Origin of the sequence: Pelomonas caseinilytica (assembly GCF_021353235.1) — a bacterium.
GTDB lineage: Bacteria > Pseudomonadota > Gammaproteobacteria > Burkholderiales > Burkholderiaceae_C > Pelomonas > Pelomonas caseinilytica.
On the sequence record NZ_JAJTWT010000009.1, the window covers coordinates 205,113 to 218,867 of the forward strand.

The 13,755-nt window shown below is 69.8% G+C and carries 11 protein-coding genes and 1 tRNA gene; 8 read left to right on the forward strand and 4 right to left on the reverse strand.

Annotated features, from left to right (window positions below; all coding sequences use genetic code 11):
* Positions 1 to 9 precede the first annotated feature (9 nt).
* From LXT12_RS20290 to LXT12_RS20300, 3 genes are all read right to left on the reverse strand, one after another.
* The gene (locus LXT12_RS20290; protein WP_233394116.1) at positions 10 to 498 is read right to left on the reverse strand and encodes a GNAT family N-acetyltransferase; all 489 of its coding nucleotides are present in this window, start codon (positions 496 to 498) and stop codon (positions 10 to 12) included.
* 146 nt (positions 499 to 644) lie between these two features.
* Positions 645 to 1,217: an NnrU family protein gene (locus LXT12_RS20295; protein WP_233394117.1), complete on the reverse strand. Its 573-nt coding sequence runs from the start codon at positions 1,215 to 1,217 to the stop codon at positions 645 to 647.
* 118 nt (positions 1,218 to 1,335) lie between these two features.
* Entirely contained in the window at positions 1,336 to 1,800 is a 465-nt protein-coding gene (locus LXT12_RS20300) for an Lrp/AsnC family transcriptional regulator (RefSeq protein ID WP_233394118.1), read from the reverse strand.
* Positions 1,801 to 1,921: 121 nt separating this feature from the next.
* On the opposite strand from LXT12_RS20300, the gene LXT12_RS20305 reads away from it, so the two are divergent.
* The 3 genes from LXT12_RS20305 to LXT12_RS20315 all read left to right on the forward strand — a co-directional run bounded on the left by LXT12_RS20305 (position 1,922) and on the right by LXT12_RS20315 (position 4,653).
* Positions 1,922 to 3,016 carry a saccharopine dehydrogenase family protein gene (locus LXT12_RS20305; RefSeq protein WP_233394119.1) on the forward strand — a complete coding sequence of 365 codons (1,095 nt, stop codon included), beginning with the start codon at positions 1,922 to 1,924 and terminating at the stop codon, positions 3,014 to 3,016.
* 10 nt (positions 3,017 to 3,026) lie between these two features.
* Entirely contained in the window at positions 3,027 to 4,538 is a 1,512-nt protein-coding gene (amaB, locus tag LXT12_RS20310) for an L-piperidine-6-carboxylate dehydrogenase (protein ID WP_233394120.1), read from the forward strand.
* 30 nt (positions 4,539 to 4,568) lie between these two features.
* Positions 4,569 to 4,653: transfer RNA gene (locus tag LXT12_RS20315), tRNA-Leu, on the forward strand.
* Positions 4,654 to 4,877: 224 nt separating this feature from the next.
* Here the strand turns inward: LXT12_RS20315 and LXT12_RS20320 are convergent.
* Positions 4,878 to 6,944 carry a putative bifunctional diguanylate cyclase/phosphodiesterase gene (locus LXT12_RS20320; RefSeq protein WP_233394121.1) on the reverse strand — a complete coding sequence of 689 codons (2,067 nt, stop codon included), beginning with the start codon at positions 6,942 to 6,944 and terminating at the stop codon, positions 4,878 to 4,880.
* Positions 6,945 to 7,048: 104 nt separating this feature from the next.
* Between LXT12_RS20320 and LXT12_RS20325 the strand changes: the two genes are divergently transcribed.
* The 5 genes from LXT12_RS20325 (at position 7,049) to LXT12_RS20345 (ending at position 13,755) form a co-directional block, all read left to right on the forward strand.
* Positions 7,049 to 7,390 (forward strand): HU family DNA-binding protein, encoded by a 342-nt coding sequence (locus LXT12_RS20325; protein ID WP_233394122.1) that lies wholly within the window; start codon positions 7,049 to 7,051, stop codon positions 7,388 to 7,390.
* Positions 7,391 to 7,402: 12 nt separating this feature from the next.
* On the forward strand, positions 7,403 to 8,437 hold the full coding sequence (locus tag LXT12_RS20330; RefSeq protein WP_233394123.1) for a LacI family DNA-binding transcriptional regulator: 1,035 nt from the start codon (positions 7,403 to 7,405) through the stop codon (positions 8,435 to 8,437).
* A gap of 270 nt (positions 8,438 to 8,707) precedes the next feature.
* Entirely contained in the window at positions 8,708 to 10,075 is a 1,368-nt protein-coding gene (locus LXT12_RS20335) for a GH1 family beta-glucosidase (protein ID WP_233394124.1), read from the forward strand.
* A 231-nt stretch (positions 10,076 to 10,306) separates the two neighbouring features.
* Positions 10,307 to 11,620 carry a cyclic di-GMP phosphodiesterase gene (locus LXT12_RS20340; RefSeq protein ID WP_304622777.1) on the forward strand — a complete coding sequence of 438 codons (1,314 nt, stop codon included), beginning with the start codon at positions 10,307 to 10,309 and terminating at the stop codon, positions 11,618 to 11,620.
* Positions 11,617 to 13,755, forward strand: a complete 2,139-nt coding sequence (locus LXT12_RS20345; protein WP_233394126.1) for a putative bifunctional diguanylate cyclase/phosphodiesterase — start codon at positions 11,617 to 11,619, stop codon at positions 13,753 to 13,755. Before LXT12_RS20340 ends, LXT12_RS20345 begins: the two co-directional genes overlap by 4 nt.

The following is a 13,755-nucleotide window of genomic DNA, read 5'->3' on the forward strand; positions in this document are numbered from 1 at the left end:
CGGGTGGGCTCAGGCCTTCACGCGCGCCCAGCGCTCGTGGTCGCGCCAGCGGCCGGCGATCTTGAGGTAGCGGGGCGAGTAGCCCTCGAGCTGGAAGCCGCAGCGCCTGGCCAGGGCGATGGAGGCGGTGTTGGCGGGCTGGATGTTGGCTTCGACGCGGTGCAGGCCGAGGTGGCGGAAGGCATGCCGCACGACGGCCTCCAGGCCCTGGGTCATCAGCCCGCAGCCCTCGAAGCCGCGGAAGGCGAAGTAGCCGAGATAGCCGCTGCGCAGGGCGCCCATGACGATGTGGGTCAGGTTGATGGCGCCGGCGAGTTCGCCCTGCAGCTCGACGACGAAGCCGTGGTGGGCCACGCCGTCGAAGCGGGCCAGGTAGCGCGCGAAGGCCTCGGCGTCGCAGGGCGGCTGCACCCACGGTCGGTGGAGTCGGCGGCTGGCGCGCGCGGCGGCGGTGAAGGCCGCCTCGTCTGCGGCAGTGACGGCGCGGATGAGCGGCATCTCAGTTGTCCATTCCGTGTTCGCGGTGACCGGGGCTCGTGAAACGAATGCGGAAATGCAACCACAGAGGCACAGAGCCACAGAGAGGAGAGCTCTGTGTTTCCTCTGTGCCTCCGTGCCTCTGTGGTTGCCTTTGAGGTTTCAGTTCAGCGCCCTAGCGGCGCGATGCCCAGCCACGCAGCGTGTGCCCAGAAAGCGAAGAACGCCCAGAGCGCGAGCCCGGCCACCACGGTGGCCGCCGTGCCGGCGGCGGTGGGCGGCGGCAGCACCGGCGCCGGCCGGCGGCGCGCGGCGCGGAAGACGAGGATGGACCAGACCAGGAAGCTGCCGAACAGCATCACGTCGGCCAGCGTGTTGTTGGCGATGAGGTGGGCGAAGGCCCAGACCTTGACCGACAGCGTCATGGGGTGCTGGAGCCTGGCCTTGATGTGGTTGCGCGGCACGTAGGCCGCCGCCATCAGGATCATGGCCACGACCATCAGCGCCGCCGCCGCGTGGTTCATGCCCGGGATGCGCGGCCACAGCGCGACGGGCGTCAGCCGGGCGCGCGAGAAGCCCCACAGGATGAGCCCGAAGCCGACGAGGGAGACGACGGTGTAGAGGCCTTTCCAGCCCTGCTCGCCGAGGCGGGCGATCTGCGCCTGGCGCCATCGCGGTGCGACGGCGCGGGTCATGTGAATGCCGAGGAAGAGGGCGAGGCCCAGGGCCAACCAGGTCATCGAAAGTCTCCTATGCAGTAATCCGTTGCATCACCAACCGCGGGCCGAGCGCCCGGCCGCTCCCAAGCCGTCCCCTGGAGGGACCGGCCAAGGTACGCCTTGGATGAGGGCTTCAATTTCAGGTCTGTCTATCGACGCGCAAGGCCAGCACGACCGAGCTGTTGGTGCGCAGCACGCCCTCGATCTCGCCGATCTCGTCGAGCAGGGCGTCGAGCCGGGCCGTAGTGTCGGCCCGCAGCAGTGCCATGTAGTCGAATTCACCGCTGACGCTGGCGAGCTGGCGCAGCTCGGGCAGTTCTGATAGGCGCTTGACGACCTCGCGCCCGGCCTTGGGGCTGACCGTGATGCCGACGAAGGCCTGCACGCTGCGGCCGGCTTCGTCGCCGCCCAGGCGCGCCGTGTAGCCCACGACGCGCCCGCTGGCCTCCAGCCGCGCCAGCCGCGCGACGACGGTGGTGCGCGCCACGCCCAGCTTGCGCGCCAGGGTGGCCGTGCTCTCGCGGGCATTCGCCTGGAGCAGCAGGATCAGCCGACGGTCCAGGTCGTCGAGCGCTGCCTTGGTGTTTACCCCAGTTTGATTCATATCGACAAATCATCGCGACGAATCGGCGGATTGGCAATCCGTTTCGTCGGAAGTGTGCTTTCTTTCGTCAGCAGCTCTTTCTAGAGTGCGCGCAGTTCAACGCAACCCCACGGAGCCCCTCATGAAGATCGCCCTGCTCGGCGCCGGCCACATCGGCCAGACGATCGCCCGCCTGCTGCACGCCACCGGCGACTACCAAGTGACGGTGCTGGACAAGAACCCGGCCTACCTGAAGGTGCTGGCGGACGAGGGCATTGCCACCGCCGAGGTCGACAGCGACCATCGCGGCGCCCTGGCCGCCCAGTTGCGCGGCAAGGACGCCGTCGTCAATGCGCTGCCCTACCACCTGGCCATCACGGCCGCGGAGCTGGCGCTGGAGTGCGGTTGCCATTACTTCGACCTGACCGAGGACGTCGCTGCCACCAAGGCCATCAAGCAGATGGCCGAGGGCGCCCGCACCGCCTTCATGCCGCAGTGCGGCCTGGCGCCGGGCTTCATCGGCATCGTGGCCCACCACCTGGCCAGCGGCTTCGACGCCGTTCGCGACGTGCAGATGCGCGTCGGCGCACTGCCGGCCTTCCCGACCAACGCGCTGAAGTACAACCTGACCTGGTCGGTCGACGGCCTCATCAACGAGTACTGCCACCCCTGCGAGGCCATCCACGACGGCGAGACCATCGCCGCGCTGCCGCTGGAGGGCCTGGAGCACTTCAGCCTGGACGGCACCGAGTACGAGGCCTTCAACACCTCCGGCGGCCTCGGTACCCTGTGCGAGACCTGGGCGGGCAAGGTGCGCAACCTCGACTACAAGACCGTGCGCTACCCCGGCCACCGCGACCTGATGCAGTTCCTGCTCGGCGACCTGGGCCTCAAGGGCGACCAGGACAACCTCAAGAACATCATGAGGAAGAGCATGCCCGCCACCATGCAGGACGTGGTGCTGGTGTTCGTGACCGTCTCGGGCATGAAGAACGGCGTGCTGCTGCAGGAGGTGTTCGCCCGCAAGATCTTCGCGACGCGCGACGGCGCGCAACCGCTGTCGGCCATCCAGATCACGACGGCGGCCGGCATCTGCGCGGCGGTCGACCTTTTCCGCGAAGGCAAGCTGCCGCAGAAGGGCTTCGTCCGCCAGGAACAGGTCGCGCTGCCGGACTTCCTTGCCAACCGCTTCGGCTCGGCCTACCAGCAAAGCCGCCAGGTGGAGTCGATTTCCTAAGATGCCGGCCATGAAGCAACAAGCCCATTCCGTTCTGGACGCCCTGGGCGTCCATCTGCCTGCAACGGGCGACCTGACCGTGCGCTCGCCCATCGACGGCGGCGTGCTGGCCCAGCTGCCGATGGCCAGCCGCGGCGACATGCAGGCCGCCGTCGGCCGCGCCCACGAGGCGTTCAAGGCCTGGCGCGTCGTGCCCGCGCCCAAGCGCGGCGAGCTGGTTCGCCTCTTCGGCGAGGAGCTGCGCGCCAATAAATCCCAATTGGCGCAGCTCGTTTCGATCGAAGCCGGCAAGGTGACGAGCGAAGGCCTGGGCGAGGTCCAGGAAATGATCGACATCTGCGAGTTCGCCGTCGGGCTGAGCCGCCAGCTGCACGGCCTGACCATCGCCAGCGAGCGCCCGGGCCACCGCATGATGGAGCAGTGGCTGCCCCTGGGTGTGGTGGGCATCATCTCGGCCTTCAACTTCCCCGTGGCGGTGTGGGCCTGGAACTCGGCGCTGGCCCTGGTCTGCGGCGATGCCTGCGTCTGGAAGCCCTCCGAGAAGACGCCGCTGACGGCCCTGGCCACCCAGGCCCTGTTCGAGCGCGCCCTCAAGGCCTACCGGGCCGCCGGCCACGCGGCGCCTGACGGCTTGTCCGAGCTGATCATCGGCCGCGCCGACGTGGGCGAGGCGATGGTGGACGACGCGCGCGTCGCCCTCGTCTCGGCCACCGGCTCCACCCGCATGGGCCGCGCCGTCGGCCCGCGCGTGGCGGCCCGCTTCGGCCGCTGCCTGCTGGAGCTGGGTGGCAACAACGCCATCATCGTCACGCCCAGCGCCGATCTGGAGCTGGCCGTGCGCGGCATCCTGTTCGGCGCCTACGGCACGGCCGGCCAGCGCTGCACGACGACGCGCCGCGTCATCGTCCACGAGAGCATCCATGACGCCCTGGTCGAGCGGCTGGACCGCGCGCGGGCGCAGCTCCCCATCGGCTCGCCCATCGAGCCCGGCACGCTGATCGGCCCGCTGATCGACGCCCAGGCCTTCGACGCCATGCAGTTCGCGCTCAGCGCGGCGCGCGAGCAGGGCGGCCAGGTGTCGGGCGGCGAGCGCGCGCTGGCCGACCGTTTCCCCGAGGCCTACTACGCCGTGCCGGCGCTGGTGCGCATGCCGGCGCAGACCGAGGTCGTCTGCCACGAGACCTTCGCGCCCATCCTCTACACGCTGAAGTACCGCACGCTGGAGGAGGCGATCGCGCTGCAGAACGGCGTGCCGCAGGGCCTGTCGTCGGCCATCTTCACGACGGACCTTCGCGAGGCCGAGGCCTTCATGAGCGCGGCGGGCAGCGATTGCGGCATCGCCAACGTCAACATCGGCACCTCGGGCGCCGAGATCGGCGGTGCCTTCGGCGGCGAGAAGGAGACCGGCGGAGGCCGCGAGAGCGGCTCCGACGCCTGGAAGGCCTACATGCGCCGCACGACCAACACCGTGAACTATTCCAGCGAATTGCCGCTGGCCCAGGGGGTCAGGTTCGACGTCTGATTTCTAGGCTATAGTGCGCGGCTCCTGAAAGCCCAGGTGGCGGAATTGGTAGACGCACTAGTTTCAGGTACTAGCGGGTAACTCCGTGGAGGTTCGAGTCCTCTCCTGGGCACCAAATCAAAGCAAAAGGCCAGCGCGAAAGCGCTGGCCTTTTGCTTTGGTGCCCAGGAGAGGACTCGAAGGGTTTGTCGCCGGGACCGAGGGCGAGCCTTGCGGCTTGCCCGACGCCAGGCGAAGGTTCTGCGCATGCAGGCGCAGAACCGGCAAACCGGGGTCGCGCTTGCATGACCGAGTCCCCGACGATGCGCCCTCGACGGGCGCTTCGTCGAGTGGGGGAGATCACCGAGCGGTGCCAGAAACCGAGCCTGCGGCCTGCCCCCCAAACCACCTCCGCTCGAACTCCCCCGCCGCCACCCCCCTTCCGAACCACCATCCCTGCCCCCAGTCGCAGCCCATATGCCTCAGCAGCATGGCCTGCGCTTCGGTCTCGATGCCCTCGGCCACGACCTGCATGCCGAGCTCGTGGGCCATGGTGACGATGGCACGGCACAGCGCCAGCGCCTTGCCGTCGTCTTCCAGCCCGGCCACGAAGCTGCGGTCGATCTTGACGGTGTCGATCTCGTGATGCTGCAGGTAGCTCAATGACGAATAGCCCGTGCCGAAGTCGTCCAGCGAGATCGACAAGCCGGCCGCGCGCAGGCCGCGCAGGCGGCCGGCCACGGCTTCGTCGCGCTCGAGCAGCAGGCCTTCGGTGATCTCCACGGCGAGGGCGTCGCCGGGCAGGCCCAGCCCACGCAGGTGGGTGATCCAGTCAGGCTGCAGGCGATGGCTGCGTTCGCTGAGGAATTGCACCGGCGACTTGTTGATGCTGATCTGGAAGCCTTCGCGCCCGGCGCGTCGCCAGGCGAGGGCCTGGGCTGCGGCCTCCCTGAAGACCCAGTCGCCGATGTCGACGATGAGGCCGCTGGCCTCGGCGATGGGGATGAACTGGACGGGGCTGACTTCGCCCAGTTGGGGATGGGTCCAGCGCAGCAGCGCCTCGGCCTTGCGCGGCGGGGCGGCCGGGTCTCGCAGCGACAGGATGGGCTGGTAGACCAGGCTGAACTGCCGTAGCGGCAGGGCCTCGCGCAGCTCCGCCGCGAGCCGCGCGCGGCGCTGGGCGGCGTCGTGCAGGGCGGGAGTGAAGACGCTCATGCGGTTGCGGCCCGCGCCCTTGGCCTCGTACAGGGCAAGGTCGGCATGCTTGAACAGCGCCTCGATCTCCGTGCCGTCGCGCGGCGCGAGGCTCACGCCGATGCTGGCCGAGACGTAGACGCGTTCGCCACCCACCTCGAAGGCTTCGGACAAGGCCTCCAGCACCGCCTGGCCCACGCGCTCCGCCTCGGGGGCAACCTGCGGCGCCGCCAGCAGCACGGTGAACTCGTCGCCGCCCATGCGCGCCACCACGCCGCTGGCCGGCATGCAGTCCTGCAACCGCCCGGCCGCCTGCACCAGCAGGGCATCGCCGACGTCGTGGCCGAGCGAGTCGTTGACCTCCTTGAAATGGTCGAGGTCGACGAACATGACGGCGAGCTCCTCGCCCCGCACCGCGCGCTGGGCGAGGGCGCGCTCGATGCGCTCGCGCAGGGAGCGGCGGTTGGGCAGGCCGGTCAGCGCGTCGACGCGGGCCTGCTGCCAGACCTGGGCCTCCTGGCGCTTGCGGTCGGTGATGTCGGTGTGCGTACCCACCATGCGCAGCGGCCGGCCTGCGGCGTCCCGCTCGATGACCATGCCGCGGCTCAGGATCCACTTCCAGCTGCCGTCGCGGGCCTGCACCCGGTGCTCGTTGCGGTAGAGGGGCGTGCGGCCGGAGAAGTGATCCTCCCGGTCCTTCGCCATCTGCGCGATGTCGTCGGGGTGGGTGCGCGCATCGAAGGCCTCGGGGGACGCGGCCACGTCGCCCGGCTCGAAGCCGTACAGGCGCAGATAGCGCTCGGAGAAGTACTCGACACCGGCCTGCACATGCCAGTCCCAGACGCCGTCGCCGCTGCATTCGAGCGCGAGCTTCCAAAGGGCGTCGGACTCGCGCAGGCGCTTCTCGGCGGCGCGGCGTTCGGCGATGTCCACATGCGTGCCCAGCCACAGCGGCGAGCCGGGCAGGCGCTCCGCCTGGGCCAGCACCCAGGCCTGCCCCAGGCGGTATTCCATCTCGAAGCGGCCGGTGGCCTGCGCCGCGGCCCAGCGCTCGGTGAAGGCAGCGCGGTCGTCCTCGTGCAGCCAGCGGGCCAGCGGCGTCGGCAGCGCGGGGCGGCTCAGGGCCTCGGCCAGGCGCGCGTTCATCCACAGCAGCCGGCCCTCGGCGTCGGCCTTCCAGACCTGCTGGGGCAGGGCATCGAGGAGCGAGGCAAAGTGCACGGACGTAGGCATCGGGGATGGCAGCAGGGCTGTGCCGGACTGTATGCGCGTCGCGATGGGCCACAATCGCGCCCGCCCGAGCCGTTCGGGCGAGTCATTTGAACGAGACCCCCCGCATGAACAAGACCGATCTGATCGAACACCTGGCCTCCAAGCACGAGCTGAGCAAGGCCGAAGCCGGCCGCATCCTCGAGACCCTGCTGGACGCCGTCGTCACCACCGTCAAGAAGGGTGGCGCCGTTTCGATCCCGGGCTTCGGCTCCTTCAAGCAGCACGCCCGTGCCGCCCGCAACGGCGTGAACCCCAGCACCGGCGCCAAGATCAAGATCGCCGCCGCCAAGCTGCCCAAGTTCACCCCGGGTGCCGGCTTCAAGGCCGCCGTCGACCCCAAGGCCGCTGCGAAGAAGGCTGCTGCCAAGCCCGCCGCCAAGCCGGCCGCCAAGGCCAAGAAGAAGTAATTCTTCCCGAGCATGAGCACCCGACGGGGCAGTCCCACCATCGTCGACGTCGCCCGTGAAGCGGGCGTGTCGATCAAGACCGTCTCGCGCGTGCTCAACCATGAACCCGGCGTGCACGAAAGCACCCGGGATCAGGTGCTCAAGGTGGTGGAGGCCCTGCGCTACCGCCCCAAGCAGTCGGCCCGCAGCCTGGCCGGCGGCCGCTCTTTCCTGATCGGCCTGCTCTATTACGACCCGAGCGCCATCTTCGTGGGCAGCGTCCAGCAGGGCGCCACGGTGCGCTGCCGCGAACTGGGCTACCACCTCGTCGTCGAGTCGCTGCACAACGATGCGCCCGACCTGCGCCAGCAGATCGACCGCATGGTGCTGGCCCTGCGGCCCGACGGCATGATCCTGACGCCGCCGTTGTGCGACAACCCAGAGGTTCTCGCCGCCCTGCGCGAGAGCGGCACGCCCTGCGTGCTGATGTCCCCGGAGCGCGACATCCGCGGCGTGCCCTCGGTGCGCATGGACGACGTGCATGCCGCCGAAGAGATCACCAACCTCCTCATCAGCCTCGGCCACCGCCGCATCGCCTTCATCAAGGGGCCGGCCGACCAGTCCGCCAGCGCGGCGCGTTACGAAGGCTTCGTCAACGCGCTGCGGGCGCATGACATCCAGCCCGATCCCGAGCTGGTCCAGCCCGGCGCCTTCACCTTCGCCAGCGGGCGCGACGCCGCTCACCAGTTGCTGAGCCGCCGCCAGCGTCCGACGGCGGTGTTCGCCAGCAACGACGACATGGCGCTGGGCGTGCTCGCTGCCGCCCAGCGGCTCGGCCTGTCGGTGCCGGGCGAGCTGTCGGTGGCGGGCTTCGACGATTCGCCGACCGCCGCCCTCGTCTGGCCGCCCTTGACCACCGTGCGCCAGCCGGTCGCCGAAATGGCCCGCACTGCCGTCGAGATGCTGGTGCAGGGCCATCGCGCCGAGGCGTCTGCCGTCGACGAAGCCGAGCTGCACAAGGTGCTGCCGCACGAACTCGTCGTGCGCGATTCCACCCGCGCCCGCTGAGCCTAGGGCCCTCGGGGCCGCCCTTCGCTTCCTCCCCTGTCGACACGCCGTGCGTTGAGATATCGCTATCATTTCTGTATTGACAGCGTTGTCAGTCGACGGCAACATGGGCGTTGCTCGATCGGCGAACGCCGCGCCCCGCGCTCGCGCGGTGTGGCGCTGCGTCTGGCGCTCCCCGCGGCCCGCGGGGCCGATGCCGGCCCGTCGCCAACGCCCTTATCCCTGCTTCCCGCCACCTCGCCGCCGGCCTTGCCCAGCCCTTCGACGACCATGAACCTGCTCGACCTCGAACGCATCGACCCCGCCGCCCTCGCCAAGTCCTTCCCGCCCGACTTCCGCTGGGGCGTGGCCACCAGCGCCGCGCAGATCGAGGGGGCGGCCTTCGAGGATGGCAAGGGCGCCTCCATCTGGGATCACTTCTGTCGCCAGCCGGGCCGCATCAAGGACGGTTCCAACATCGACGTCGCCTGCGACCACTACCACCGCTTCCGCGAAGACGTGGCGCTGATGAAGGGCCTGGGCCTGGACTGCTACCGCTTCAGCTTTGCCTGGCCGCGCGTGCAGCCGCTCGGCCAGGGCGCCTGGAACGAGGCGGGCTTCGCCTTTTACGACCGCCTCATCGACAGCCTGCTCGAAGCCGGCATCCAGCCCCACGCCACGCTCTACCACTGGGACCTTCCGCAGGCGCTGGACGAGCAGCTCGGCGGCTGGTTGTCGCGCGACGTGGTGGCCCGCTTTGCCGACTACGCGGCCGAGGTGGCGCGCCGCTTCGGCAGCCGGCTGGCCAGCATCGCGACGCACAACGAGCCCTGGTGCACGGCGACGCTGGGTTATGAGACGGCCCAGTTCGCGCCCGGCCACACCAGCCGCGCCGAGAGCCTGCAGGTGGCCCACCACCTGATGCTGTCCCACGGCGACGCCGTCGCGGCGATGCGCGCCGTGACGAAGGCGCCGCTGGGCATCGTGCTCAACCACACGCCGTCCTTCCCCGCCACGCCCAACGAAGCCGACCGCCGCGCCGCGCGCATCGACGACGGCCTGAACGTGCGCTGGTACATGGACCCCATCTTCCGCGGCGCCTATCCGGCCGACGCTCTCGAGCACGTGGGCGCCGACGCGCCCCGCATCGCTGCCGGCGATCTCGAGCGCATCCGCCAGCCGCTGGACTTCCTCGGCATCAACTTCTACACGCGCAGCCTCTTCGGCGCTGACGGCAAGACCGTCAAGGGCCCGGGCAAGCGCGGCTTCACCGACATGGGGTGGGAGATCGTGCCCGAGGTCTTCGCCCAGCACCTGGTGCGCCTGGCCCGCGAATACAACCCGCCGCCGATGTTCATCACCGAGAACGGCATGGCCAATGCCGACAGCGTGGTCGCCGGCCCTCAGCCCCATGTGCCCGACGTCGAGCGCATCGCCTACCTGTCGGCCCATCTGCAGGCGCTGTCGACCGCCATGAGTCTTGGCGCTGACGTGCGGGGTTATTTCTACTGGAGCCTGCTCGACAATTTCGAGTGGAATTCCGGCTACGACAAGCGCTTCGGCCTCGTCCACGTCGACTACCGGACCCTCGAACGCCTGCCCAAGGACAGCGCGCGCTGGTACCGCGACTTCATCGCCGAGCATCGCGCGCGGCGCTGAGGCGGCACGACTCAGGCATTCCTCCGCGTTTGCCCCGACAAAGCGACGGGATTTCGGTCACGATCAGGCGCTAAGCTCCGCGCTGCGCCGCGCCAACGGGATTTTTCCCGATGCGCCGCGGGCACAAACGGCCGATTTGACGTACAGCAGGAGGCCGGCCAACGGATCGCGGCATCATCCCCGCGGTTCGGGCCGTGTCGAGGGACGCCCGTGCGCACGGGCCATGAGCGAATGCAGGATAGAACAAACGATCCGTTGATAGACGTCAACCAGTTGACCGTCGGGATGTTCATTCATCTCGACCTGGGCTGGATGTCGCATCCGTTTCCGCTGTCGAGCTTCAAGATCGCCTCGAGCGACCAGTTGCTGATCCTGCGCCGCCTCGGCCTGACGCAGGTGCGCTGGAGCCCCGCCAAGAGCGACCTCAACCTCCAGTCCCCCGAGACCGCCGAGGGCGAGGCCGCGGCCCAAGCCCCGGCCGACGTTGCCACCGCCGACGGGGCAGCCGCTGCCGCCCAGCCCAGCCCCGAGGAACTTGCCCGCGAAGCGCATCGCCGCGCTCTGGCCGCCCAGCGCGAGGCCCTGCGCCTGTGCGAGGAGCAGTACGGCGAGGCCGCCGACGGCTTCCGCGGCGTCATGGATCTCGTGCAGAGCGCGCCCCAGCAGGCGCGCGCCCAGGCCGAAAGCCTCACCGCCGCCCTGCTGGACAAGATGCTGGTGGAGGGTGACCTCAACATGCGGCTGCTCAACGAAGCCGCTGGCGACCGCAGCACCGCACATGCCCTCAATGTCTGCATCATCGCCCTGCTGCTCGGCCGCGCCTTCGGCCTGGGCCGCGACGAGATGATGGACCTCGGCGTCGGCTCGCTGCTGCATGACGTCGGCAAGCTGGAGATTGCCGCGCGGCTGCGGCATCGTGACGAGAGCTTCACGACGGCCGAGACCCATGCCTACCAGCAGCACGTCGTCAAGGGCGTGGCCATCGCCCAGACCATGGGCCTGGCGCCGGCGCCGCTGCTCATCATCGCCCAGCACCACGAGCATGCCGACGGCAGCGGCTTCCCGCAGCGCATCAACATGGATCGCATGAGCACCGGCGCGCGCATCGTCGCCCTGGTCAATCGCTTCGACGGCCTGTGCAATCCTCTGATCACCTCCAAGGCCATGACGCCCCACGAGGCCCTGTCGCTGATGTTCGCCCAGGGGCGCAACCGCTTCGACGCGACCATGCTGAACGCCTTCATCCGCATGATGGGCGTCTATCCGCCTGGCTCCACCGTCCAGCTGACCGACGATCGCTATGCCCTCGTCGTGTCGGTCAACTCGGCCCGGCCGCTGAAGCCTCGCGTCATGGTGCACGACCCCAAGGTACCCAAGGATGAGGCCCTCATCCTCAACCTCGAAGAGATGCCCGACCTCGGCATCCGCCGCAGCCTCAAGCCGCAGTTCCTGCCACGCGCGTCGCTGGACTACCTCAGCCCGCGCGCCCGCATCGCCTACTTTTTCGACGCCGCCAGTACCGGGCCAGGGGAGTTGGCCGCGTGAACGCCACCCGCGAGGCAAGCCCGGCCCTGCCTCGCGTCCCCGAGGCGCCGCTCGTGATCGGCGCTTTGCTCGAAGGCCTGCCCGAACCGGCCTGGCTGGTGGATGGCGAGAGCCTGACGGTCACCGGCATCAACCGCGCGGCGCTGCGGCTGCTCGGCCTCAAGCCCGAGCGGGCCATCGGCCAGACGCCGGCGTCGCTGTGCGGCTCGCTGGAAGACGAGGCCTTCTGGCAGGGCGCGGCGCGGGACCCGTTCGCGCGCATCCGCTCGGACACCGTGCTGACCCACAGCGACGGCCAGCCACGCTGGGTCAGCCGCGCCATCAGCCCGGTCCACACGCCAGACGGCGGCCATTACTGGCTGGTGCTGTTGCACGACCAGACCCGCCGCCGCCGCGCCGAAGCCGAGCGGGAGACGCTGCTGGCCGAGCTGAGGGCCACGCTGGAATCCACCGCCGACGGCATCCTCGTCGTCGACCTGGCTGGCCGGGTGCGCAGCTTCAATCGCCGTTTCGCCAAGCTCTGGGGCCTGCCCGGCGGCTTGCTGCACGAGCCCGGCGATGCCGGCCTGTGGCTGAGCCTGCAGCGGGTGATGCGCGACGGCGAGGCCTATCGTGCCCGCATCGAAGCCCTGCTTGACGCACCGCTGATGCGCTCCAGCGACATGCTGCGGCTGGCCGACGGCCGGGTGCTGGAGCAGGTCTCGCTGCCGCAGATGAGCCGTGGCGAGCCCATCGGCCGCGTGTTCTCCTTCCGCGACCTGAGCGAGAAGCTGGCCGCCCACCAGCGCATCGAGGAGCTCGGCCGCTCCGACGTGCTCACCGGCGCGCCCAACCGGCGCGCCCTGGCTGACCGCATCATCCAGCAGATGGCGGCGGTGGCGGCCGGCGACCCGCAGCCCGCCTTCGCCCTGCTGCATGTCGACCTCGACCGCTTCAAGCAGATCAACGACACCCTGGGCCACAGCTACGGCGACCGCGTGCTGCGGGAGGTGGTGGAGCGGCTGCGTGGCGCCGTGGGTCCCAACGACACGCTGGCCCGCCTGGGCGGCGACGAGTTCGCCCTGCTGATCGACGGCGCCCAGCTCTTCGAGGCCGAGGCCGCCGCCCGCCGCGTGCAGCAGCTGCTGGCCCAGCCCTTCAGCTTCGATACGCTCAGTTTTACCGTCACTGCCAGTTGCGGCATCGCCCTCTACCCCGGCGACGGCAGCACGCCGGACGAACTGATGGCCAGTGCCGAGCGGGCCATGCACTGGGTCAAGGAAAGCGGACGCGCCGGTTTCCGCTTCCATGTGCCGCGCCGCGAGGTGGACCTGCTGTCGCGCATGCGGCTCGACCATGCCATGCGCCAGGCCCTGGCCGAAGGGCGGTTCCGTCTGCATTACCAGCCGCAGGTCGAGCTGGGCAGTGACCGCGTCATCGGCGCCGAGGCGCTGATCCGCTGGCGCGACCCGCAGCGCGGCGACGTCTCGCCCGCCGAATTCATCCCCCTGGCCGAGGAGAGCGGCTTCGTCGTGGCCATCGGCGACTGGGTCATGCGCGAGGCCATCGAGCAGGCCGCCCATTGGCTGGGCCGCGGCCTTCGCATGCCGGTGGCGGTCAACGTCTCGGCGCTGCAGTTCCACCAGGCCCATTTCGTCGACAGCGTCGCCGCGGCCCTGCGCGACGCGGCCCTGCCGGCCAGCATGCTGGAACTGGAATTGACCGAGGGTGTGCTGCTGGGCGACGCCGAGGAGGGGCTCAAGCGCATGCAATCGCTCGCCGCCCTCGGGGTCACCCTCTCCATCGACGACTTCGGCACCGGCTATTCGTCGCTCGCCTACCTCAAGCGCTTCCCCATCCAGCGCCTCAAGATCGACCGCAGCTTCGTCAAGGGCCTGCCAGGCGACCCGAGCGATGCCGGCATCGCCAACGCCATCGTGCAGATGGGCCGGGCCCTGGGCCTGCAGGTCATCGCCGAGGGGGTCGAGACCGAGGCGCAGCGCGATTTCCTCGCCCAGGCCGGCTGCCACGAGTTCCAGGGTTTCCTGTTCGCGCCGCCGCTCAATCCCGAGGATTTCGAGCGGCGGGTGCGCCCGCGGCGCCACGTCGTCGACGCGGCCGTCTCCGGCTGGCTGGGCCTGGCGGGTAACGGTTGA